The following is a 21,947-nucleotide window of genomic DNA, read 5'->3' as shown; positions in this document are numbered from 1 at the left end:
GTTTTTAACTCTCGGCTGGTCTTTCGTTCGCCAGCAGAGCCCTGGCATCCGCAATCAAGGGCGGCAGATGAATCGTGATGACGTCCCAGATGGTCGGTGCTTCTAGCTGGTCATATTCATGACGAAGTATGTTCCCGATGTTTCGGATGCCGATCCAGTTGTGGCCAGGCAATCTTTCCTCGGCAAACGAACCAAGCTTCACTGCGGCTTCAGATATTCGCGAGAGACATCGTTCGCAAGCATCCACCGTTTTTCGATCAGCTAGATAGTCGTCGTGACTCATGCCTTGCGTGTATTCGAGAACCGCGCTGGCATTCTCTAAAATATCCTCAACTCTCACCCAAGGGCGGCTAGAAGGCAAGCGTTCTATCCTTCGCTATTTCCTTGGCGAGTCGCGGCTTATGGATCGGTTCTGATACGATATCAACCGGTTTTCCAAGGATGAATTCAAGCTTTTCTTTCAAGGCAGCCAATGAGCCGAAGTAATCGAACCCGCGTCCCATGACATCGTCATCCAACTGAACCACGACATCGACATCTGACTGTTCATTAGCGTCGCCTCTTGCAACGGAGCCGAAAAGCGACAAAGCCTGAACCCCGGCAGCCCGCAGCTCACCTTCATGCTCCCTCAACTTGGCAATGACAGCGTCCTTTTCCATGCAACCAATATAGGGATATTTCCCGCAGCCGTCGAGAGCGCCCTCTACTCCCGATCCAGCGGCTCCACGCCTACAGGTTTGCCGGCGCGGTCGAGCCTGATCTTCTCGATCCGACTTTCAGCGGCGTTAAGCAGCGTTTCGCAATGCTTCTTCAGAAGCTCCCCGCGCTCGTAGATGGCGATGGATTCATCCAGCGCCACGTCGCCGCGCTCTAGGCGGGCCACGATGCTTTCGAGTTCGGCCACCGCCTTCTCGAAGGAGTAGCTGGTGATATCGTTGGCGCTGTCCGTCATACTCAACCCTTCATCAGTCTCAGGATATGCAGGCCAGCCGACTCGGCCAAGCCTTCAAGATCATAGCCGCCCTCCAGCAGGCTGACGACCCGGTTGCCGGCGCTGCGGTCGGCGAGTTCCATCAGCCGTGCGGTCGCCCAGTCGAAATCATCACCCACCAGGTTGATCTGCGCCAGCGGATCGCGGTGATGCGCGTCGAAGCCGGCAGAGATCAGGATCAGGTCGGGCGAGAAATCCTTGACGGCAGACAGCACCCGCGACTTGAACGCCTCGCGGAAGTGGTCGGACCCGACATTCGGCGAGAGCGGGGCATTGACGATATTGTTGTGCACCCCGGTCTCGTCCTTGGCACCGGTGCCGGGATAGAGCGGCATCTGGTGGGTGGAGCAGAACAACACGGAGGGATCGTCCCAGAAGATGTCCTGGGTGCCGTTGCCATGATGCACATCCCAATCGACGATCGCCACCCGTTCGGCGCCGTGAACCTTCTGTGCATGACGCGCCGCGATCGCGATCGTATTGAAGAAGCAGAAGCCCATGGCCTTGTCCTTCTCCGCATGGTGTCCCGGCGGGCGCGATGCGACGAAGACATTGTCGGCTACACCGGTAAACACGTCGTCCACCGCAGCCATCGCCCCGCCGATCGCCGTCAGCGCCGCCTGCAGGCTTTTCGATGAGGCATAGGTATCGGCTTCGAGCTGGTTGATCTCGCCTTCCTCTTCGGGAATCTGCCGCATTACCCCAAACAGGTGGGATTCCGGATGCGCCAGGAGAACAGCATCCTCATTGGCAACCTTGGCCTCGATGCGTTTCAGGGCCGTGAAATTGGGATGTTCCAGCGCCAGATTGAGCGAACGCAACCTGTCGGGCCGCTCGGGATGGCCGGGGGGCGTGATGTGTTCCAGAAACACCGTGTTTTCGTAGAGGCGCGTCGTCATGGCTTCTCCCTTTGCCGGGCAACATAGGGCGCCGCACCGTCATGGTCCACAGGGGAAGGCCGGGCGCCAGCCATTGTCAACAGTCGGAATGTATCTGGCCCGGCGCCCTTTCCCCTCCGTAAAGCATTGTATAAGCTGCAGCAAAATGCTGGTTTCGAGGGGTCGGACATGGATGATGTTGAGCGCGTGGAAGTAACGGAGGTCGTTATTCCCTTCCGCGACATCGATATGAATGGCCGGATGCGCACATCAGCTTCGATAGAGCATGCAGAGATGGCGATCGGTCATTTCTGGCGCTACCGCCCACCCCTGGAGGATGAGCCGATCTTCGCACCCCTGAAGATCGAATGCCGCTTCTACGAGCCGATCCACCTGGACGACAAGCTGCGGCTGACGGTGCGCGTCGACAAGATCGGTGGCAAGTCCGTCGGCTTCAATGTCGTGTTCGATCGCGGCAACCGTACCGCTGCCGAAATCGACTTCATCTGGGGCGCAACCGACCGCGAGACCGGCGATCCGGTGCCGCTGCCGGAAGATATCCGCGACTGGCTGTATCAGTATCTGCCCTGAGCGCCATCTCGCTCCTGCACATGGTCCTCGGCCAGCGCCTGGATGACCTCTCGCTGCTCGGCGGCCACCGCCGAGGTTTTGTCCTGCTCCTGGGCCAGCACGATCAGCGCCTTCCACAGCGTCCAGCCACGCGCCCGCTGCCACACGTCAGCCTCAAGGCCCAGCGCCTTGCGAAACACCGCTCGGCTTTCGCCGTCAAAAAGCGTCCAGGCGATCGCCAGGTCACATGCCGGGTCGCCCGTGCCGCAACTACCGAAATCGATCACGGCTGCGAGTTGTCCGTCGCGGACAAGGAGATTGCCCCAGGCAATGTCGCCATGTACCCAGACGGGCGGGTGCTGCCAGCGGCTTGAAAGCGCGAGGTCCAGGATCTCGGTCAGGAGGTTCTGGTCGAGATGCTCACCCAAAAGGGCCAGCGCCGCTCGCGCCTCGGCCTCATAGACGGCAAGATCGCCGCCGCGGAAGAAGTTGTGCGCACCTGCCGGGATACCATCGCTGGCATTGATCGCCCTCAAGGCATTGAGGAACTGGGCTAGATCGAGCGCGAAGCGGCCCATGTCGTGAATGCGGTCCCGCTTAGCAGTCTCGCCTTCGATCCAGCCATAGATCCCGAAGGGAAAGGGATAGCCGCGCCCTGGCTTGCCCATCGCGATGGCCTTGGTGATCGGTAGCGGCAGATGCGGCGCCAGCTTGGGTAGGGTGGTCTGCTCCTTTTCGACCTGTGCGGCATATCGCTCGGCGCTGGGCATGCGCACGGACATCGCCTCTCCCAGCCGGAACGACCTGTTGTTCCAGCCACCGGGCACGAGAGGCGCTATGTGCAGATCGACCCATTGCGGAAACTGGTCCGCAATCAGCGCGCGGACCAGGGGTGTTGAAATATCGAGGCGGTCGTCCGCCATTTGGTCGCTCCCTGTTGGCGATGGTGATTATGCCCTGATCATGTCAGGTCTTTCACAGCGCCGTCTGACGAAGTCCGTTCCCTCGACCGCGATTCTGCCGTATGCCTTATCGACGCTTCGGCGCTCTTCCACCCGAATACGGAATATCCCGATGCAACTGGTAAGATCCGTGCTGCTCCTGCCCTTTTCATTTGCGGTGGCAACGCCTGCTTTGGCGGATGCCGTTACCTATTCCGGCACCCTCGGCAAATTGCCTGTTGTCGTTGAACTGGTGGTTCCCGAGGATGGCGGAAGCCCTTTCGGTCGCTATGCCTATCTGTCGAAGGGCGTTGATATTCCGCTGCATCCGGCCAATGGAGAGACCGCAGGGCTGGCGCTGCAAGAGGAGAAGCCCTGTACTCCGGAACTGTGTATGGGCAAGGACGATGCGCCGGTTTCGGATGCACCGCTCGGAGGCGCCTGGAGCATCAAGGGCCGGGTGGGAGACCCCGTTCTCAGCGGCACCTGGCGCAATCCCGATACTGGCCGGCAACTGCCCGTCAACCTCGCGTTCAAGGGGCGCCGCCCTCTGGAGGAGAGCCCGGAAGCCCCATTTGAGGCGCTCAACCCGCTTTATTCCAACACCGGCGTTATCGGCAATCCGCCCGTGCTATCTGCCGCGAGCCTGCCCTATGACATGCTGAAGATGACGGTTCCGTTGAAGGCAGGGCCAACGCAGGACTTCGGCGACGCCACCCTTCGCATGGATACCGATCCCCGCGTCGGCATGGACTATCCCGTGGTGGTGAAGCTTGCAGGCGTCGACATCGGTCCGCTGAACGCCTATTTGGCGCAACAAAGGTTGCAGGCGCAGATGCCGGCCTTCTCGTGTCTCTCCTATGCCTATCTCGGCTTCGGCTGGAATGGCCAGGAAGCCGGCGGCACCAATGGCTTCGACGGCAACTGGTCGGTGACGACGGAGCATCTGACGCCCCGCCTCATGGGGCTCATGGAATCCGGCAGCTATTATTGCGGTGGCGCCCATCCTCACAATTTCGGCGATCACCGCCTCGCGGATGCGGTGACTGGGCAGGCCCTGGTTCCCGAAACGCTGCTGCGCGGCTTTGTCTATACCGATCCCGACGGCAAGGTCGTACCCGATCCCGACGCTGCAGGCATAGACCGCGAGACCTTGCGGTTCGGCCCAACTGAGGAACTGGTAGCCTATGTCAAGGCCAACCGCGTGCACAGCGACGCGGCGACGGAGGCCGACTGCGGCTATGACGATCTCTTGGCGGACCATCTCGGCGTCTATTTCAAGCAGGATAGCCTTGTCTTCACTCTCAAGGGCCTTCCGCACGTGATCTTTGCCTGCACGGAGGACCTAGTGGAAGTGCCGCTCAAGGATAGCAGGCCGTTGCTCACAAAGGCCGGCGCTCGCTATTTTGCGGCGCTCGACTGATGTCGATCTGCGCCCACCGGCTCAAGCCCGAGACGGCAGCAGCGGATAGCCGACCATGACGGCGCGGCCGGCCAGGGCGGCGATGGCGGCTTTGATCACGTCACCGGGTATGAAGGCCAGCGATCCGAGGAACGCCTTTTCCAGGCCAAGGCCTGCGCCGAAGGCGAGGTAGCCGATCCCGAAGAGATAGATCACCCCGATGCCGCCGATGATGGAGGCGGCCAGGAAACCGAGGGTCTGCGGTAGGGCGGCCATGCCGCGCCTGGCAAAGCGTTCGGCGATCAGGCCGGTCACGAAGGCGCCGGGCACCCAGCCGATCAGGAAGCCGACGGTGGGCCCGGCAAAAACCGCAAGACCGCCGCGTCCGCCCGAAAGCACCGGCAGGCCTATGGCAACCAGCAGGATGACGAGCACAGGCGCCAAGGCACCGCGCCTGGAACCAAGAACGACACCGGCCAGCATCACGCCGAGCGTCTGGGCCGAAATCGGCACGTTGAGCGGCAGCATGATCGGCGGCACCACGCCAAGCGCAACGATGATGGCGGCAAACAGCGCTGTCAGAACGAGGTCTCGGGTGGTCATGCGGTCACTCCTCTTGCTCCCTCAAGTCCGGGAGCCTGACTCATTGACCCCGGATGCCGCGGGCGTCAATGGCAGCGGCAATGTTATCCGCATCCTTGAGGGTTGAAATGATCAGCGGTCCGATCAGCGTGGAAGCCCGGGGTTTGAGGCCACGCGCCACATGGGCGTCGCGGATATCTTCGTAACGGGCCAGGACTTCCGGCACGAAGCGCAGCACGAGCCCGACGGCAAGACCGATATCGGCCGCCTTCAACAATCCCAGCCTTTCGAGCGGTGCTGCCGCGCGAGTGATCGTCTCCATGAAGGCCTGGATCGAGGTCGAGGCCGTCACGGCCGCGCCGAGCAGCATCAGGGTGGACAGGCGCAGGACCGTGACCAAAGCCTCTTCGGCGGATGAGAAGATCAGCAGAAACACCCCAAGCAACAGGATCGTCAGCAGGATGGGGCGCAAGCGTGCAAATGCGGCCGCAATCCTCTGTCCCAGGCTGGCATAGAGCGCGATGCCCGCTAGCAGTGCTGCCACCAGCCACGCGGGATCGCGGGTGAAAAACAACGCCGTTGCGGCCGCAGCCAGCCCCGCGATCTTCACCGGAGCCGGGAGGCGGTGCAGCAGGCTGTCGCCCTGGTGGTAGAGGCTCCTCACGTGCGTGCAATCTCCCGATATCGGGCGATGGCCGCGGCGGCAGCGCCGTCGAAGGCCATGCCTCCCTCGTGAAAGACCAGCACCCGGTCGAGACCCGAAACCAGGTCGAGATCGTGGCTGATGATGACGGCCTGTTCCGGCATGTCACGGATTGCCGCTTCCACCAGGGCTCGGTTCTTCAGGTCCAGTTGGTTCGTCGGCTCGTCGAAGATGACGAGATCGGGCCGCGTTGCCGTGACGGCCGCCAAAGCCGCAAGCTGCAACTCACCCCCGGAAAGCTCGTGCGGCCGCCGGTCTGCCAGGTGGGCGATGCCTAAGCGGGTAAGCGCTCCATCCACCGCGGCGTTGAGTTCTGCACCTTTCAGCCCCCGCGCCTTCGGCCCCATGGCAATGTCGTCGCGGATGATCGGCAGGATGATCTGGTTGGCCGGATTCTGGAAGATGTAGCCAACCCGCCCCAGCACGGCCTTCCAGTCTTTGACTGTATCGAGCCCATCCACCGTCACGTGCCCGCTGCTCGGCTTGGCCAACCCGTTGATCAGCCGCGCAAACGAGGTCTTGCCCGAGCCATTGAGACCGATCACGCCAATGCGCCGCTCACGGAGCGATAACGTCAGCGGCCGAAGCGCCAACCGGTCGCCAAAGCGCAATTCGGCCTGATGGAAGTCAATCTGCAAGCGGTGCCCCTCGAGTATCGTCACTCGGCTTCTATAAACCGCGGGGCAGGGCAGGGGAATGGCCACCCGTCGGCTTCAACCACATCGATTGCCCCGCTGGCAGTCCAGGAGTCCATTGAACAAACCGCGAACATGCCCTAGCCTCGTTCCATGGCGATTCTACTTTCCAATGCCGAGGCGCGGCGCATTTTCATGGAGCGGCAGGGGCTTTCCCGGCCGCCGCATCTCGCCCTGTCCAAGGCAGGGCTGCTGCAGCTGATCCATGATCTCGGTTTCGTCCAGGTCGACAGCATCCAGTGGGTCGAGCGGGCGCATCACCAGATCCTGTTCTCGCGCAACCAGACCTACCGGCGCGAGGACCTTCAGGCCCTCATCGAGCAGGACCGCGCCCTGTTCGAGCATTGGACCCATGACGCGTCGATACTGCCCTCTGCCTTCTTTCCCTATTGGAAGCATCGATTTATCCGGGAGGAGGCCCGCATCCGGCAGGCCTGGAGCAAGTGGCAGGGGGAGGGGTTTAACCCGCAAAGCTTCGAGGAGACCTATGCGCGCATCGCCGAGGGCGGTGCGGTCATGTCGCGGGACATGAAGACGGAAGACCATAAGTCGGGCGGCTGGTGGAACTGGCATCCCAGCAAGACGGCGCTGGAATTCCTCTGGCGCACCGGGCGGGTATCGATCGCCGCGCGCGAGAATTTCCAGAAGGTCTATGATCTCTCCGAACGGGTCATTCCTTCAGAGCATCACCAGGCCGAAGTTGCGCATGAGGTCTTCGTCGACTGGGCCTGCCGGGAAGCGCTGAAGCGGCTGGGCTTTGCCACCTCCGGCGAGATCGCCGCCTTCTGGCATCTTGTCACGCCGACGGAAGCGAAAACCTGGGTGGAGATTCACCGGGATGAACTGGAGGAAATCCAGGTCACATCGATTGATGGCGAAAAGAACCGCGCTTCCTTTGCGTTGTCAGGTTTTCCTGATCATCTCGGCTATATTCCAGAGCCACCGGCGCGGGTCCGGGTGCTCTCACCCTTCGATCCCTTGCTGCGCGACCGCAACCGGGCGGAACGCCTGTTCGGCTTCTTCTACCGCATCGAAATCTTCGTGCCGGAGCCCAAGCGCGAATACGGCTACTACGTCTTCCCGCTGCTGGAAGGCGACCGGATGATCGGCCGCATCGACATGAAGGCCGAACGCAAAACCGGCAGCCTCGACGTCAAGCGCCTCTGGCTGGAAAAAGGCGTCCGCCCCTCCGCCGGCCGGCTGGAAAAACTCGATGCCGAACTCAACCGCGTCGCCCGCTTCGCCGGCGTCGAGCGTGTCACCTACCTGCCTGGCTGGCGCGCGTGATTGCCTGGGTTTATTGTATGTACGATTAGATTGAAGTCAGCTCGGATATGGCTTACATAAATGGATATCGAGTTTGACGAAGCGAAGAACGAGGCAAATGTTAATAAACACGGGATTTCGCTCGCCCGCGCTCGTGACATGAACATTCTGCGCTTTCTTGAAGATGAGCGTAAAGCCTATGGTGAAGCGCGGTGCAGAGCATGGGGTCTTGTCGATAACGAAGCCTACTGCCTCGTCTTTACCTGCCGCGATTCAAGAGTGAGAGTTATCAGCCTCAGGCGTGCTCACAAGAAGGAGCTTGACCGTTATGTCGCCGAAGACAGGGATTGATCAGGAAAATCCGGAGTGGTCCGACGCAGATTTTGCCTTGTCGAAGCCGGGCACTGAACTGCCCGCGGATTTGCTTGCTTTCTTTCCGAAAACACGGGGTCCGCAGAAGGCGCCCACGAAAATTCCGGTATCCTTGCGTCTCAGCCCCGAAGTAGTCGAGTATTTCAAGGCCACTGGACCAGGTTGGCAGTCGCGTATCGATAGCGAGTTGCGAAAGATCGCCGGACTCTGAGCAAACCGACATGGCTTTGGCGCTGGTTTGAAGGCTGACCCCGGCTATGCCATAACCTGCCGATGGTCTACGGAATCTATATCGCCGCTGCGCTCGCCGAAATTGCCGGCTGTTTTGCCTTCTGGGCCTGGTTGCGCCTGGGGAAATCGGGTGTCTGGCTGGCGCCCGGCATCCTCTCGCTGATGCTGTTTGCCTATCTCCTGACCCTGGTGCCGACGACGGTCGCGGGTCGGGCCTATGCGGCCTATGGCGGAATTTACATTGCCATGTCGCTCATCTGGGCATGGCTCGCGGAGGGCCAGCGGCCGGACCGGTTCGATCTTGCCGGCGCCGCCGTATGCCTCATCGGCGCGGCGATCATTCTCCTGCCGTCGCGGGTCTGACCTTCGCTGGTCACGGGCTTTTTCCACGTCTATGGTCGTCTGCAGAAGCGACTCGCAGAGGATTATGGATGCCAAGCACCGTCGGAATCGGAAACCAGCACGTGTCCGTCGAGGTCTCCTCGCTTGGCGCGGAAATGCAGTCGCTGACCTCGTCCGATGGTCGTTCCTGGCTGTGGCATGGCGATGCCGCCTTCTGGGGCGGACGCTCGCCCGTGCTGTTTCCCATCGTCGGCAAGGCGCCGGACGACAAGGTTGCGGTCGATGGCGTCGATTATCCCATGGCGCAGCACGGCTTTGCCCGCCGCAGCGAATTTGCGCTTGCCGCATCGACGGCGACCCTGTGCCGCCATGAACTCCAGGCCTCCGATGCCACCCGCGCCGTCTACCCCTTCGATTTCCTGCTGGCGCTGGAACATTCCATCGACGGACGGGCGCTGACCGTGGCGGCCGAGGTGACCAATCGGGATAGCAGGCCCATGCCCTTCGGCCTTGGCTTCCACCCCGCCTTCGTCTGGCCGCTGCCGGGTGCGGAGGGAAAACCCCACACGATCAGGCTCGACAATGGTGCAGAACCCAGCTTGGCGCGTCTGCAGTCTGGCCTGCTGCTGACAGGGCGCCTGCCATCGCCGTTTGCAGCGGGCGAGATCGTGCTTGACCACAAGCTGTTCGAGGCCGACGCGATGATATTCCCTGATAGTGCGGGGGATGGCCTGTGCTACGGCGTGGATGGCGGTCCGGCGCTAAAGTTCCGCTTCGAGAACCTGCCGAACCTGGCGCTCTGGACCAAGCCGGGTGCGCCCTTCCTCTGCGTCGAGCCATGGCATGGCATGGCGGCGGAACTGGGTGGCACCCATGAGATCGCCGACCGGCCCTATGGCGTCATGCTGACCCCCGGCGTCACCGCGCGTTTCGCCTTCACCGTGGAATTGCCGGCCTGACGCGGCCGGCAGATGGGCGCGGCCTCTTCACCCGCCCCAGAGATAATCCGCCTTGCCGACCGGCACGCCCTTGTGGCGCAGCAGGGCATAGGCCGTCGTGACATGGAAGAAGAAATTCGGCAGGGCAAAAGTCAGAAGATAATCTTCCGCCGTGAACATGCGCGAGCCGCCGCGGTTCTTCAGCTCTACTTGGGCACCCTCGCGGCCATCGAAGGCGCTTGACGGCACGGATTTCAGGAAGTCCACGGTCTTTGCGATGCGTGCCTGCAGGTCGTCGAAGGTCGTTTCTTCGTCGGCCATGGCGGGTCCTTCCACCTGGCCGACCCGGACGGCGGCAAACTTTGCCGTATCGCTGGCGCGCTGGATCTGGGTGATCAGATTGCCCATATCGGGAAACAGCCGGGCTTCCAGCAGGTCGCTCTCGCTCATGCCCGTCGAGGCCGCATGGGCGCGACCCTTGTTCAGGATGGCCGCGAGATTGTCGAAACCCCTGATAAAGACGGGCACGCTGACATCGTAGAGAGACAAGGCCATGGATCGATTTTCCTGTGAGATGGAGGATGTCAGCAGAGTTCGGTGCCGGTGATCTTGATGCCGAACCCTTCCAGGCCGACATAATGCCGCTCGCGGGAGGCAAACAGGCGGATCGAGGTCACGCCGAGATCCTTCAGGATCTGCGCACCCAGGCCGATTTCAAGCCATTCGCTTTCGCGCTGCTGTGCCTCGCTATGGGCCTCGCGATCATGCTTGCCCGCCCGCGCTGTGGTGGAAACACCGACGCCGACCGAACCCTCGCGCAGATAGACGATCACGCCGCGGCCCTGTTCGGCAATCCGCTTCATGATGGCGTCGAGCTGGCTGCTGTCGCCGAAGACATCGGCCGCCACGTTTTCAAGGTGCAGCCGGACCGGAATATCGACGCCGTCCCGGATATCGCCGAAGACGACCGCCAGGTGCTGCATCGGGTCCCAGGGCAGCGAGTAGCTGTGACCCTTTGCCCGCCCATGGACGGTGTTGATGTCAAAGGTCGAATGTAGCTGGATCAGCGTTTCCTTGCGCTGCCGGTAGGCGATCAGGTCGGCCACCGAGACCTGCTTCAGCCCATGTTTTTCCGCAAAGGCGGAGACTTCCGGACCGCGCATGACGGTGCCGTCATCGTTGACCAGTTCGCTGATCACCCCGATCGGCGGCAGGCTCGCAAGCCGGCAGAGATCCACGGCCGCTTCGGTATGTCCGGAGCGCATCAGCACGCCGCCCTCGCGCGACACCAGCGGAAAGATATGGCCTGGACGCACGAAATCGCTGGCGCCGACATTCGGATTGGCCAGGTTGCGCACTGTCAGCGTGCGGTCGTCGGCGGAAATTCCGGTGGACGTTCCGTGCTTGAAATCCACGCTCACGGTGAAGGCCGTGGTGTGGGCGCTGTCGTTTTCCGCCACCATGGCGGAGAGGTTGAGACGCTTGGCCTCTTCCTTCGGCATCGGCGCGCAGACGATGCCCGAGGTGTGGCGGACGATGAAGGCCATCTTTTCCGGGGTGCAATGCACGGCCGCGACAATCAGGTCGCCTTCGTTCTCGCGCCCGTCATCGTCCATCACGACGACGATTTCGCCGGCTTCGAAGGCCCTGATCGCCTCGACGACACGCTTCTGGTCATACGCCATTCTGGACCCTCACTTCAGTCGGCCGGTCTGGCCACGATCCCGCAGATAGTGATCGGCAATGGCGCATGCAAGCATGGCCTCGCCCACCGGTACGGCGCGTATCCCGACGCAAGGGTCATGGCGACCCTTGGTGCGGACATCGACATTGTTTCCATCCGAATCGATCGACTGTCGCTCGGTCAGGATCGAGGATGTGGGCTTGATGGCGAAGCGGGCGATGATGGGCTCCCCCGTGGAGATGCCGCCCAGGATGCCGCCGGCATGGTTGGACAGAAACAGCGGCTTGCCGTCATTGCCCATGCGCATTTCATCGGCATTCTCTTCGCCCGTGATTTCGGCCGCCCCGAAGCCGTTACCGATCTCGACACCCTTCACGGCATTGATCGACATCAGCAGGCTCGCGATATCCTGGTCGAGCTTGCCGTAGATCGGGGCGCCGAGCCCCGCCGGCACGCCCTCGGCCACCACTTCGACCACGGCGCCGACAGAGGAGCCGGCCTTGCGGATGCCGTCGAGATAGTCTTCCCAGACCGGAACGATCTCGGGGTCCGGGGCGAAGAACGGGTTCTGGTCCACCTGCGCCCAGTCCCAGTTGGCGCGGTTGATCTTGTGCTTGCCGATCTGCACCAGCGCGCCACGAATGGTCACGCCGGGCACGACGAGCCGCGCAACGGCGCCGGCCGCCACGCGCGCCGCGGTCTCGCGCGCCGATGAGCGTCCGCCGCCGCGATAGTCGCGGATGCCGTATTTGACGTCGTAGGTGAAGTCCGCATGGCCGGGGCGGTAGCGCTTGGCGATTTCGCCGTAGTCCTTGGAGCGCTGGTCGGTATTCTCGATCATCAGCGAGATCGGGGTGCCGGTCGTGATCATCACACCCTCATCCCCCGGCATCACGCCGGAGAGCACCTTCACCAGGTCATCCTCGCGCCGCTGCGTCACGAAGCGGGATTGTCCCGGCTTGCGCTTGTCCAGGAAGCCCTGGATATCCTCCAGGGTCAGCTTAATACCGGGAGGGCAGCCGTCGATGACGCAGCCCAGTGCCGGACCATGGCTTTCGCCCCAAGTGGTAACGCGGAAGAGGTGGCCGAAGGTGTTATGGGACATGTTTTCTTAACCGGGCATCATAAGGTTTGCCTGGGGCAGGGGCCGCAGGGCGCGGCACACTATTAGTGTAAATCCGGTAAAGGCAAAAGCCTTTTCGCGCGGCGTTTGGCGCGGCTCAGGAGGCCTTGCGCCACTCCTCGCCGGCAACGAAGCGATGGAAATTCTCCGACGACAGTGGCTTGGCGAAGGCATAGCCCTGAAGGAAATCGCAGCCGAGATCACGCAGTAGCATGGCGTGCTCGCGCGTTTCCACGCCCTCCGCCACCGTCTCGACGCCGAGCGAGCGGGCAATGTCGATGATCGACCGCACCAGCGTCCGTTCCTGCGGCGAATTGACGATGGGCATCACCAGTTGCCGGTCGATCTTCAGGCGCTTGGGCTTGAGCTTCAGCAGGCTGACGATCGAGGTATGGCCCGTTCCGAAGTCATCGATCTCGATATCGATGCCCATGGCCTTGATGCGATCGATATTCTCGGTGGCGATGTCTTCGCTCTCGTCGAGGAAGATCGATTCCACCAGTTCGAAGGTCAGGCTGCCGGGGTCGATCGTCAGCGTTTCCAGGCTGTCGATCAGGCTCTTGTCGTGCAGCCGGCGCGAGGACACGTTGACCGAAACGCGCGGAACCTTAATCCCGCGAGCCATCCACAGCATCCGGTCGCGCAGGGTCCGCTCCAGGACCAACTGGTCGATGCGCGCCATGACGTTCAGGTCTTCGGCGATCTTGAGGAAGGTGCCGGAGGCAAGGATGCCGCGGGTGGGGTGATCCCAGCGCACCAGGGCTTCCACGCCGGTCAGTTCCATGGTGTTGGCGCAGAATTGCGGCTGGTACCAGGCGGTGAACTCGTCATTGTCGAGACCGGACAGGATCTCGTCGGCCATTCGCTTCGAGCTGATGATATTGGCCTGCAGGTTCTCCGAGAAGAATTCGTAGCAATTGCGGCCGTGGTCCTTGGCCTCGTAGAGCGCGAGGTCGGCATTGATCAGCACCTTGCGCGCATCCGTCCCCTGGCCCTGTCCATGGGCGATGCCGATCGAGACGCCGCAACGGCAGGAGAAGCCTTCGAAATCGATGGGCTGACCCATCTCGTGGATGATCTTCTCGCAAAGTTCCGCCAAATGCACCTGGTCCGTGGTGCTCTTGGCCAGGATGACGAATTCGTCGCCGCCGATACGGGCAACCAGGTCGCCCTCCGGCACGTTGCGCGCCAGTATCTTCGAGGCGTTCACCAGCATCGCATCGCCGGCCGCGTGGCCCAGCGTATCGTTGATTTCCTTGAAGCGGTCGAGATCGAGATGCAGGATCGAGAACTTGACCCGTCCCCGCTGAGCTGCACGGGTCATCTCGTCAAGCTCAAGGTCGAACTTGCGGCGGTTCGCAAGGCCCGTCAGCGGATCATGCAGCGCATTGTATTCGATGCGGTTCTTGGCAAGCTCAAGCTCGTGGTTGCGGGCATCGGCCTCTTCCTTGGCGACCTTCAATTCCTCGGTCAGCAGCATGTCGGCGGTGACGTCGAAGCCGATGCCGATGACCTTGCGCTGGCCGTCGCGGGTGGTGTGCATCTGGCCGACCGAACGCACGAAGCGGAAACTGCCGTCGGGCATAACCACATGCTGGACACTCTGCAGCGTTGTTGAGCGGGCAATCGCCCTGCGGGTATCGGCCAGCACGCTCTTGCGGCTGTCGGGATGCAGGCAGCTCAGCCATATCTCTTCGCTGACATGCCCGGTGGTATAGGGCAGGCCGTAGAGTTGGTGCATGCGCTCGTCCCACACCGCGCCGCCGCTGACCGGGTCACCTTCCCAGGTGCCGCAATTGTAGGAGGCCAATGCCAGATCGAAGCGGCTGGAGAGCTCCTCCAGCTCGTGTTCGCGGCTGGACAATTCGTCGAGCGCCAGTTCCAGTTCGGCATTCTTGATGTCGCTGGTTTCCTTGGCTTCGCGCAGCGTCTGGGTGACCATGCGGTCGGCGGTGATGTCCCAGACGATGCCGATGATGCGGCCCTGACCGGCCGAGCCGGAATAGGAGCCGACCGAGCGCAGGTATCGTGCCTCGCCATTCTTGCCCAGCACGCGGTAGACCATCTCGCAGGTGCCTGAGGCATCATGGCATGCGCATTGGAAGAAATGGGCCTCGGCCATGTCTCGATCGAGCGGATGGACGGACGTCGTCCATTGCGCAAGACGATCCAGGCCTTCCTCGCATTCGTCCTCGATCCCGTGCAGGGCCGCCGCGCGGCTGTCCCATATCAATTTCTGGTCGCTCTCGCGCATTTCCCAGATGCCGATATTGGACGTTTCCATGGCCAGGTTGAAGCGTTTCGACAGTTCGATCAGCTTTTCCTCGCGCTGCTTCAATTCGCTGATGTTGCGATTACGCTCTGTGATCAGGATGCTGGCGATGAAGATCGGAATGATCATCGAGATGGCGGCGATGACGGCGACCAGCCGGAACGGGAACTGGCTTTCGGCCGGCGGCTGCCAGTCCTCCTTCGGCGCGACAAGGATTTCCCATGCGCCGCCGGGATAGGCCAGCATCTTGGATACCGGCTGGCGGCTGCCAAAATCGCCCGATCCGAAGAAGGGCAGGTTGGCGCGATCGGCATTCAGCTCGCGGATGGCGATGTTCAGATAGTCGAGGCCGAGCGGTGCGGCACTCGGGACGCCATCGAAACGGGGCATCAGCCCGCATTTCTGGAAGAATTTTTCCTCGTCGATGGTGAAGATCACCGCGCCCCACGACTTTGCCGCGTTGTCGGCGGAGACGTGCACCGGCACGGTCAGGTGCAGTTTTCCGAGTCCGTCACGATGCAGCCTGGTCTGCAGAAGGGGCGTTATCTTCTGCCCCGAAGGTGCAAGGCTTCCCGCCGCGGGCTCGGGCGTCGATATGGCATATCGGGTGGAGACGAGCGTGAAGTCCGGCGCAAACCCGATGCTGGCAAAATGCCGGTTGCGCTTCAGCAGGCTGTCGGCGCTCCGCTCCAAGACACCGATATTGAGATTGGGATTGGCCGCGATCATGTCGGTCAGATAGTCGGCCGCCGCCATGTCCGCATGGATCTGCCGCGACAGGGCATTCTGGATCAGGCGGGCATCCCGCTCCGTCTGCTCCTGTATGGTCGTTTTCGTCGCCTGCTGGTTCTCTCGATCCAGGTAAAAACCCAGAAGCCCGATGGTTATGGCAACGGCCAGTGCCGTGAGGATCGAAACGCTGGCGCGCGGCGACCGCCCGATCAGGTGGCGACTGATAATCGACTTAATACTCAAGACCCCGCAGTCCCCGCTAGTTCTGCCTCAAGTCTTACCGTCCGGGAGTTAATTTAAAATTGAGTTGGTCGACGCTAAGCCAGTAATTGCTAATGCATGTCTGTGGATATCGCTCATCCCTCGGCGGACGAAGACCTGCATGAAAACAAGAGGCTGAGGCAGGGGCACGCAATTCGAAGGGTTGCGATGGCGTTAATCCGCCGTGCCACGCAAACCGCATTTTCGGTAATGCGGGGATGGTCCCTGGGCGCCTTCGTGCCGGGCTTGATCGAGCGTCAATTTCCGGTCATGTATCTCTACGAAAAAGTCACGGTTCAGAGAAATTTCCGCCACAATCGGGAGGCTATCCTTGTTTCGGGTAAAATTTACATCTCATTCGGCAAGGGTTCGAAACATGCGGTTCATGATTGCTACGCTGCTGGCCACTGCGGGCTTCTTCTCGCCGATTTCAGCGTTTGCAGATAGCGCAGACGTGGAAGCCACCATCAAGTCCGTCAGCACGGAGAAGATGAGCCTCGTGCTTGATGACGGCAAGACCTACTCCGTGCCGGCAGAGTTCAATTTCGAGGGCCTGGAAGCGGGCGTGAAGGTCATCGTGTTCTACACGGAAGTCGATGGCCGCCGCGTGGTGGATGATCTCGAAGTCGTTCAATAACGCTTGAAGGGCCGCAGGCGCGGCCCGCTTTCCGCATTCTCGTCAGATCCAGTCGACACGGCCCAATCGCGGGTCAACCTTGAGAATCCGGTCCTGCGGCACATGCATCTGGCATGCCTCGTCCTTGTCCGTGCCGGCCACCAGCCTGAAAATGCTTCGGATCACGCCGCCATGGCTCACGCAGATGGTGGGCCGGTCGATCGAGTTCAGCCACGCGCCGACGCGCCAGGACAGGATTTCGTAGCTTTCCGCATGATCGCCGGGCGGAATGAAATCCCATTTGGCGCCGGCGCGTGCGGCCACCCGTTCTGGATAATGGGACACAAGTTCCGGGATCGTCAGGCCTTCCCAGTCGCCGAAGCTGACTTCTTTCAGCCGATTGTCCGTGCGGTAACCCATGGGCTCCAGTCCCATCGCCGCCCGCAACAGTTCCATGGTGTGGCGCGTGCGCCCAAGAGGGGAGGCGACGAAGTCGAAATCCGCCGCCTTTTGCGCGATGATGCGGCTGAGCGCGACACCATTGCCGGTCGCCTGGGCGCGACCGAGATCATTGAGAGGAATGTCCTTCTGCCCTTGGAAACGCGACTCCGCATTCCAGTCGGTCTGGCCATGGCGCACGACGTAGACGATCAAGGCATCCACTCCGCTCCACCGCCTCCCTAAGACAGTCAGTCCTTGGAGACGGTGATGTCGGGCGCGTCCACGGCCTTCATGCCGACGACGTGATAACCCGAATCCACGTGGTGGACTTCGCCGGTGACGCCGGTGGAGAGGTCCGACAGCAGATACATGCCGGACTTGCCGACTTCATCCGTCGAGACATTGCGCTTGAGGGGCGAGTTATACTCGTTCCACTTCAGGATATAGCGGAAGTCGCCGATGCCGGATGCGGCGAGCGTCTTGATCGGGCCTGCCGAAATGGCGTTGACGCGAATGCCGCGCCCGCCCATGTCAACGGCGAGATAGCGCACGCTGGCTTCCAGCGCGGCCTTGGCGACACCCATGACGTTGTAGTGCGGCATGACCTTTTCCGCGCCGTAATAGGTCAGCGTCAGGATCGAACCACCGTCGTTCATGATGGCCTCGGCCCGTGCGGCAACCGCGGTGAACGAATAGACGGAGATGTCCATCGTCCGCTGGAAGTTGCTGCGGGTCGTCTCGATATAGCGGCCGGTCAGCTCGTCCTTGTCGGAGAAAGCGATGGCGTGCACGACGAAGTCGATCTTGCCCCACTTCTCCTCGAGATTCTTGAACACGGCATCAATGCTCTCGAGATTGGTCACGTCGCAATCGCCGGCCATGAAGGCGTCGAGCTCGTGCGCCAGCGGTTCGACGCGCTTTTTCAAGGCATCGCCCTGCCAGGTCAGCGCAACTTCCGCGCCCGCATCGCGACAGGCCTTGGCAATGCCCCATGCGATGGACCTGTTATTGGCCACGCCCATGATGACGCCGCGCTTGCCTGCCATGAGGCCAGAACTCTGAGCCATACTCTGCTCCCTAAGACTTCGTTCGGGTCAGCCTATGGCATAGCGCGAACCGGCGTTCAAGCTTGGGGGAGATCATCAACTGTTAGGCAGCGTAATAAAGGGTGTGTGCCATTATGGCCAAGGGCGGGTCACGAGCCTGGCGCCGGCTTGGCCAAGATGACTGTCGCGGTAACGGCAAGGCCGGACGAACGCCCGGCCATCGCCATCAGCCGAACCTCTAGAGATACAGCCCCTCGCGCATCACGCGCATCAGGTCTGTCACCTTGTCGTCGGGCTTTTCCCACAAAAGCACGCGCAATTCGACCACCAGATCGCCCCGCGTGCCCGACCCGTCCCTGAGCCCGCGCTGCGCCAGCCGGATCGATTGGTCGGAGCCGGACCAGGCGGGAACGACGATCTCGGTTTCGCCTTCCGGCGTGTTGACATTGGTGGTGGTGCCGAGCACTGCATGCTCCAGCGTGATGGGCAATATCGTGTGGATATCGAAGCCGTCGACGCTGAAACTCGGGTCTTTGGCCACCTTGACCGTCACCGCCACGTCGCCGCGCAACATGCCGGGGATCTTCAAACCCTGGTTCTTCAACCGAACGAGGTGGCCTTCGCTGACACCCGGCTCCAGGACGAATCGGACACTGCGCCCTTCCGGCAGCGTCACCGTCACCCATGCGCCCTTCAGCAGGTCCTCGATCGTCACGCTGGCATCGACAAACAGGTCCGGAGCCTTTTCCGTGGTCGGCTGCTTGCCGCGGATACGGCGCAACAGCGCGCTGATCAGTTCGATCGGATCAAGCAGGGAGGCCGGCTTTTCCGGAACCAGTGTCTCGTCGCTCTCGACATTCTGGGCTTCGCTTTCACGGCGAAGCGTCTGCGCGGCGGCATTGGCCTCGGGTGTGTCGCCAAAAATCCGGCTCACGACGTCTTCCGGGCTCGGGCCATTGCCCGCAGGCTTGGCGGCGGTTGACTTGTCGGCCGGCTTTTCGGCCGCTTTTGCCTTATCCGCCTCAGGAGATTTGGCAGCCGCAGCTGCAGCGGCGGCTTTGTCGGCCTTGGCCTTTTCGGCTTCCGCCTTGGCAAGGTCGGCCATCACGCGCTCGGCATTTGCCTTCGCAGCCTTGGCCCGTTCGGCGGCTTCGCGCGCTGCCTCGCGCTGCTGTTGGATGGTCTGCTCCCGCTTGCGGGCGTCGGCCTTTTCCCGTTGCATGTCGTAGCGGCTCCGCTTGGCCGGATCCTTCAACACGTCGAAGGCGCGGCTCAACTCAGCAAATCGTTTGGTCGCATCGGGGTCGTCCCGATTCTGGTCTGGATGGGAGGCTTTTGCCGCACTCCGCCACGCCGCCTTGATCTCATCGGCGCCTGCGTCGCGCTTCACGCCGAGAACTGAATAGGGGTCACGCATCTGAAACCACCGGTTAACATCGATCCGCGCACCCGGAGCGCCGGCATGCGCCACAAACAACATTCCATGCTTCCGGAGGTTCCATCGGGACACCGGGAAACATGCGTTATCGCAAGAGAATGCAGGAAACTTGCTAACCAGAGGTTACGTGTCTGTGGATTGTCTTGACGCAATCGCTCGAATGCGAGCGAATCCCGGCGTCTCAGCCCTTCTTGTCGAAGCCCAGCAGCTGCCAGCTGCCATTTGACAGAATGCAAGTCTTGCCGCTGAAATACGCTATTCCCTCGTAGGAATGCCTTGTCGTGTCGAACTGGCGGCAGGTCAGGCCATCGGACTTGTCTTCGCGAATGGCGGTGACGACACCTGCGCTGCCGGTCGTGGCATTGGCCCAGGGCAAGGGAGCCTGGCCGAGCTTGGCGAGATCGGCTGAGGTCACGGCATTCTGCACCGTGGCTTCATCGGAACGGGCATCCACAGGCTTGCCGCGCGCGATCGTGCTGGTGGAAATGGTACGGTCCACCTTGGCGCTTTCCATCAGATCGTAGGAACTGCCCATGCAGCCCGACAGCAGCATGGCGGCTACGACAGGCGCGACACTCAGGCGCAGGGGTCGTAACGAAGCCTTTTTGCAGCAGGCGGTCTTTGCTATGTGTTTCACCTAAGGTCCTGTCCAGCTGATGGAGTCTGGGCGTCGATCATGTGTATTAGGAGCAATTGAAGCAATATGTCAGAATCGGGGTTAACAAGCGGTGACTTTACCGAAGAGAATGAACCATTCGCATTATTTGCCCAATGGCTCAAGGACGCTGAAGCATCCGAGATCAATGACCCCAATGCCGTAGCGCTGGCGACTGTCGATGCCGATGGGCTACCCAATGTCCGCATGGTGTTGCTCAAGGACTACGATCAGCGCGGTTTCACCTTCTACACCAACTTCGAAAGCCAGAAGGGACAGGAAATCCTTGGCCAGAAGAAGGCAGCCATGTGCTTTCACTGGAAATCGCTGCGCCGCCAGGTGCGGCTCAGGGGCGCAGTCGAGGTGGTCTCCGATGCCGAAGCGGACGCCTATTATGCCACCCGCGCGCGCGGCAGCCGAATCGGCGCATGGGCCTCGCAGCAGTCGCGCCCACTAGAGGGGCGCTTTGCCCTGGAAAAGGCCGTGGCCGAATACACCGCCCGTTATGCCATCGGCGAGATCCCCCGGCCGCCCCATTGGTCGGGCTTCCGCATCATGCCGACCTCCATCGAGTTCTGGCACGACAGAAAATTCCGCCTGCATGACCGCATGGAGTTTCGGCGGGAAACGGCCGATGGCCCGTGGAGCAAGGTGCGCATGTATCCCTGACATGCCAGACGTGGGGTAGGGCGGGGCGGTGTCAGCCCCGCTTCAGCCGGAACGGGATGCCTGACGCCAGGGCGGAAACATAGCGCGCCTTCTGGTAGAAGCCATTGAGCGAGATGCGCGGCAGCTCCAAAAGCTGGCCGGCGTGTTTCATGCTGAGGGTGCCGGGTCGGGTGGTGACGGCCACGGGAAGGCCGGCGCGCGCCACGGCAGCCACGGTATCCCTGGAGACACTGCGGCAGTCGCCATAGGGATAGGCAAAACTGTTGGGCCGCTTGCCGGTGATGGCCTCGACGTAGTCGACCGATTGGGAAATTTCCTCCGCCAGCACGCCGGCATCGAGGCGTGCAAGCGCACGATGGCTGATGGTGTGGGCGCCGAGGGAAACGAGAGGATGCGCGCTCAACGCCCGCAGTTCATCGGCAGACATCACCTCGGCTTCCGGAATCGAGCGAGGATCGAAGCCGGCACGCAACGCCGCGTCATCGAGGCGCCGGATCGCGTCGGTTTCATCGCCGCAGCAGACCAGGTCGCAGGCTGCGTCGAACAGCGCCAGCCGCTCCCGGTCGGTGCCGACGGCAAGGCGGCGCCTGACGCCAGCCAGTTCGATTTCAAGGGGCTGCTCGCCATTGGCAAGCGCATCGGCGGTCTCCCACCAAAGGCTATGGCGTCGCTCGGAAAATCCCTTGCAGACGAAGATGGTGAAGGGCACCGCGTGCCGCTCGAACACCGGCAGCGCAAAGTCCCGGTTGTCGCGATAGCCGTCATCCAGCGTGAAGGCCGCAAATGGCCCGCTGCGATGGCCTTCCGACAGGAGCCTCGGGACGTCTTGCAGCGCCACGAATCGATAGCCGTCCTGCTTCAGCCTGACGATGGCCGCTTCGAGGAACTCGGGCGTGATCTCCAGATGGCGGTTGGGCTCGATGTGTCGCGGCTTGTGCTGCCGCACGTGATGCAGCGTGAAGATGGCGCCCAGGCCGCGGGCCTCGCCCATGAGACCGGCACGGGAGAGCAGGACGGACAGTTCCAGCCCACCTGTTATCGCCGCTCTCTTGACCAGTTGCTTGAGCACGTCCATCGGCCTCCGCTGGTGCGCTTCAGG

At 61.8% G+C, this 21,947-nt stretch carries 26 protein-coding genes; 9 read left to right on the top strand and 17 right to left on the bottom strand.

Annotated features, from left to right (window positions below; all coding sequences use genetic code 11):
- Positions 1-4: 4 nt before the first annotated feature.
- The 4 genes from B9A97_RS14355 to B9A97_RS14340 are packed head-to-tail and all read right to left on the bottom strand — an operon-like array spanning position 5 to position 1,890.
- The gene (locus B9A97_RS14355) at positions 5-361 is read right to left on the bottom strand and encodes a HepT-like ribonuclease domain-containing protein (RefSeq protein WP_244564228.1); all 357 of its coding nucleotides are present in this window, start codon (positions 359-361) and stop codon (positions 5-7) included.
- Positions 351-659 carry a nucleotidyltransferase family protein gene (locus B9A97_RS14350; RefSeq protein WP_084366036.1) on the bottom strand — a complete coding sequence of 103 codons (309 nt, stop codon included), beginning with the start codon at positions 657-659 and terminating at the stop codon, positions 351-353. The genes B9A97_RS14355 and B9A97_RS14350 overlap by 11 nt, the downstream gene beginning before the upstream one ends.
- A gap of 44 nt (positions 660-703) precedes the next feature.
- A complete protein-coding gene (locus tag B9A97_RS14345; protein ID WP_084366035.1) occupies positions 704-952 on the bottom strand; it encodes an exodeoxyribonuclease VII small subunit in 249 nt (82 codons plus the stop codon).
- A 2-nt stretch (positions 953-954) separates the two neighbouring features.
- Positions 955-1,890, bottom strand: coding sequence for a histone deacetylase family protein (locus tag B9A97_RS14340; RefSeq protein ID WP_084366034.1), 936 nt, complete (start codon positions 1,888-1,890; stop codon positions 955-957).
- Between the two features lie 168 nt (positions 1,891-2,058).
- Here B9A97_RS14340 and B9A97_RS14335 point away from each other — a divergent pair, with 168 nt between their 5' ends.
- Complete coding sequence (locus B9A97_RS14335) at positions 2,059-2,460, top strand: acyl-CoA thioesterase (RefSeq protein ID WP_084366033.1); 402 nt, start codon at positions 2,059-2,061, stop codon at positions 2,458-2,460.
- Here the strand turns inward: B9A97_RS14335 and B9A97_RS14330 are convergent.
- Positions 2,445-3,362: an aminoglycoside phosphotransferase family protein gene (locus tag B9A97_RS14330; protein WP_084366032.1), complete on the bottom strand. Its 918-nt coding sequence runs from the start codon at positions 3,360-3,362 to the stop codon at positions 2,445-2,447. The genes B9A97_RS14335 and B9A97_RS14330 overlap by 16 nt on opposite strands.
- A 151-nt stretch (positions 3,363-3,513) precedes the next feature.
- On the opposite strand from B9A97_RS14330, the gene B9A97_RS14325 reads away from it, so the two are divergent.
- Positions 3,514-4,803: a hypothetical protein gene (locus B9A97_RS14325; protein ID WP_084366031.1), complete on the top strand. Its 1,290-nt coding sequence runs from the start codon at positions 3,514-3,516 to the stop codon at positions 4,801-4,803.
- A 21-nt stretch (positions 4,804-4,824) separates the two neighbouring features.
- Here the strand turns inward: B9A97_RS14325 and B9A97_RS14320 are convergent, their stop codons facing one another.
- The 3 genes from B9A97_RS14320 to B9A97_RS14310 are packed head-to-tail and all read right to left on the bottom strand — an operon-like array spanning position 4,825 to position 6,705.
- A complete protein-coding gene (locus B9A97_RS14320; RefSeq protein WP_084366030.1) occupies positions 4,825-5,385 on the bottom strand; it encodes a biotin transporter BioY in 561 nt (186 codons plus the stop codon).
- Positions 5,386-5,425: 40 nt separating this feature from the next.
- Positions 5,426-6,028: an energy-coupling factor transporter transmembrane component T family protein gene (locus tag B9A97_RS14315; RefSeq protein ID WP_084366029.1), complete on the bottom strand. Its 603-nt coding sequence runs from the start codon at positions 6,026-6,028 to the stop codon at positions 5,426-5,428.
- Complete coding sequence (locus B9A97_RS14310; protein ID WP_084366028.1) at positions 6,025-6,705, bottom strand: energy-coupling factor ABC transporter ATP-binding protein; 681 nt, start codon at positions 6,703-6,705, stop codon at positions 6,025-6,027. Before B9A97_RS14310 ends, B9A97_RS14315 begins: the two co-directional genes overlap by 4 nt.
- Positions 6,706-6,855: 150 nt before the next feature.
- Here B9A97_RS14310 and B9A97_RS14305 point away from each other — a divergent pair, with 150 nt between their 5' ends.
- The 5 genes from B9A97_RS14305 (at position 6,856) to B9A97_RS14285 (ending at position 9,932) form a co-directional block, all read left to right on the top strand.
- Positions 6,856-8,049, top strand: a complete 1,194-nt coding sequence (locus B9A97_RS14305; protein WP_084366027.1) for a winged helix-turn-helix domain-containing protein — start codon at positions 6,856-6,858, stop codon at positions 8,047-8,049.
- A gap of 60 nt (positions 8,050-8,109) precedes the next feature.
- A complete protein-coding gene (locus B9A97_RS14300) occupies positions 8,110-8,379 on the top strand; it encodes a BrnT family toxin (RefSeq protein ID WP_084366026.1) in 270 nt (89 codons plus the stop codon).
- Complete coding sequence (locus B9A97_RS14295; RefSeq protein WP_084366025.1) at positions 8,357-8,611, top strand: BrnA antitoxin family protein; 255 nt, start codon at positions 8,357-8,359, stop codon at positions 8,609-8,611. The genes B9A97_RS14300 and B9A97_RS14295 overlap by 23 nt, the downstream gene beginning before the upstream one ends.
- Positions 8,612-8,673: 62 nt before the next feature.
- Positions 8,674-8,994 carry a YnfA family protein gene (locus B9A97_RS14290; RefSeq protein ID WP_084366024.1) on the top strand — a complete coding sequence of 107 codons (321 nt, stop codon included), beginning with the start codon at positions 8,674-8,676 and terminating at the stop codon, positions 8,992-8,994.
- Between the two features lie 68 nt (positions 8,995-9,062).
- Positions 9,063-9,932 carry an aldose 1-epimerase family protein gene (locus tag B9A97_RS14285; RefSeq protein ID WP_084366023.1) on the top strand — a complete coding sequence of 290 codons (870 nt, stop codon included), beginning with the start codon at positions 9,063-9,065 and terminating at the stop codon, positions 9,930-9,932.
- Between the two features lie 27 nt (positions 9,933-9,959).
- Here the strand turns inward: B9A97_RS14285 and B9A97_RS14280 are convergent, their stop codons facing one another.
- The 4 genes from B9A97_RS14280 to B9A97_RS14265 all read right to left on the bottom strand — a co-directional run bounded on the left by B9A97_RS14280 (position 9,960) and on the right by B9A97_RS14265 (position 15,965).
- Positions 9,960-10,466: a DUF1993 domain-containing protein gene (locus tag B9A97_RS14280; RefSeq protein ID WP_084366022.1), complete on the bottom strand. Its 507-nt coding sequence runs from the start codon at positions 10,464-10,466 to the stop codon at positions 9,960-9,962.
- Positions 10,467-10,495: 29 nt separating this feature from the next.
- Positions 10,496-11,596: a 3,4-dihydroxy-2-butanone-4-phosphate synthase gene (ribB, locus tag B9A97_RS14275; protein WP_084366021.1), complete on the bottom strand. Its 1,101-nt coding sequence runs from the start codon at positions 11,594-11,596 to the stop codon at positions 10,496-10,498.
- 9 nt (positions 11,597-11,605) lie between these two features.
- Complete coding sequence (gene aroC, locus B9A97_RS14270; RefSeq protein WP_084366020.1) at positions 11,606-12,700, bottom strand: chorismate synthase; 1,095 nt, start codon at positions 12,698-12,700, stop codon at positions 11,606-11,608.
- Between the two features lie 115 nt (positions 12,701-12,815).
- Positions 12,816-15,965, bottom strand: coding sequence for a bifunctional diguanylate cyclase/phosphodiesterase (locus tag B9A97_RS14265; RefSeq protein ID WP_084366019.1), 3,150 nt, complete (start codon positions 15,963-15,965; stop codon positions 12,816-12,818).
- Positions 15,966-16,359: 394 nt separating this feature from the next.
- Here B9A97_RS14265 and B9A97_RS14260 point away from each other — a divergent pair, with 394 nt between their 5' ends.
- Positions 16,360-16,620, top strand: a complete 261-nt coding sequence (locus B9A97_RS14260; protein ID WP_084366018.1) for a DUF1344 domain-containing protein — start codon at positions 16,360-16,362, stop codon at positions 16,618-16,620.
- 42 nt (positions 16,621-16,662) lie between these two features.
- Here B9A97_RS14260 and B9A97_RS14255 read toward each other — a convergent pair whose 3' ends face one another.
- The 4 genes from B9A97_RS14255 to B9A97_RS14240 form a co-directional block, all read right to left on the bottom strand.
- Positions 16,663-17,253 carry a histidine phosphatase family protein gene (locus B9A97_RS14255; protein ID WP_084366133.1) on the bottom strand — a complete coding sequence of 197 codons (591 nt, stop codon included), beginning with the start codon at positions 17,251-17,253 and terminating at the stop codon, positions 16,663-16,665.
- Between the two features lie 35 nt (positions 17,254-17,288).
- Positions 17,289-18,107, bottom strand: a complete 819-nt coding sequence (fabI, locus tag B9A97_RS14250; protein WP_084366017.1) for an enoyl-ACP reductase FabI — start codon at positions 18,105-18,107, stop codon at positions 17,289-17,291.
- A gap of 217 nt (positions 18,108-18,324) precedes the next feature.
- Positions 18,325-19,503 carry a DnaJ C-terminal domain-containing protein gene (locus B9A97_RS14245; protein ID WP_084366132.1) on the bottom strand — a complete coding sequence of 393 codons (1,179 nt, stop codon included), beginning with the start codon at positions 19,501-19,503 and terminating at the stop codon, positions 18,325-18,327.
- A gap of 202 nt (positions 19,504-19,705) precedes the next feature.
- On the bottom strand, positions 19,706-20,161 hold the full coding sequence (locus B9A97_RS14240; protein ID WP_084366016.1) for an RT0821/Lpp0805 family surface protein: 456 nt from the start codon (positions 20,159-20,161) through the stop codon (positions 19,706-19,708).
- 66 nt (positions 20,162-20,227) lie between these two features.
- Between B9A97_RS14240 and pdxH the strand changes: the two genes are divergently transcribed.
- Positions 20,228-20,848: a pyridoxamine 5'-phosphate oxidase gene (gene pdxH / locus B9A97_RS14235; RefSeq protein WP_084366015.1), complete on the top strand. Its 621-nt coding sequence runs from the start codon at positions 20,228-20,230 to the stop codon at positions 20,846-20,848.
- 31 nt (positions 20,849-20,879) lie between these two features.
- On the opposite strand, the gene B9A97_RS14230 is transcribed toward pdxH, so the two are convergent.
- On the bottom strand, positions 20,880-21,923 hold the full coding sequence (locus tag B9A97_RS14230) for a polysaccharide deacetylase family protein (RefSeq protein WP_084366014.1): 1,044 nt from the start codon (positions 21,921-21,923) through the stop codon (positions 20,880-20,882).
- Positions 21,924-21,947: the final 24 nt, after the last annotated feature.

Origin of the sequence: Rhizobium sp. RU36D, assembly GCF_900176345.1 — a bacterium.
Classification (GTDB): domain Bacteria; phylum Pseudomonadota; class Alphaproteobacteria; order Rhizobiales; family Rhizobiaceae; genus Allorhizobium.
This window is presented reverse-complemented; position numbering and strand designations above follow the sequence as displayed.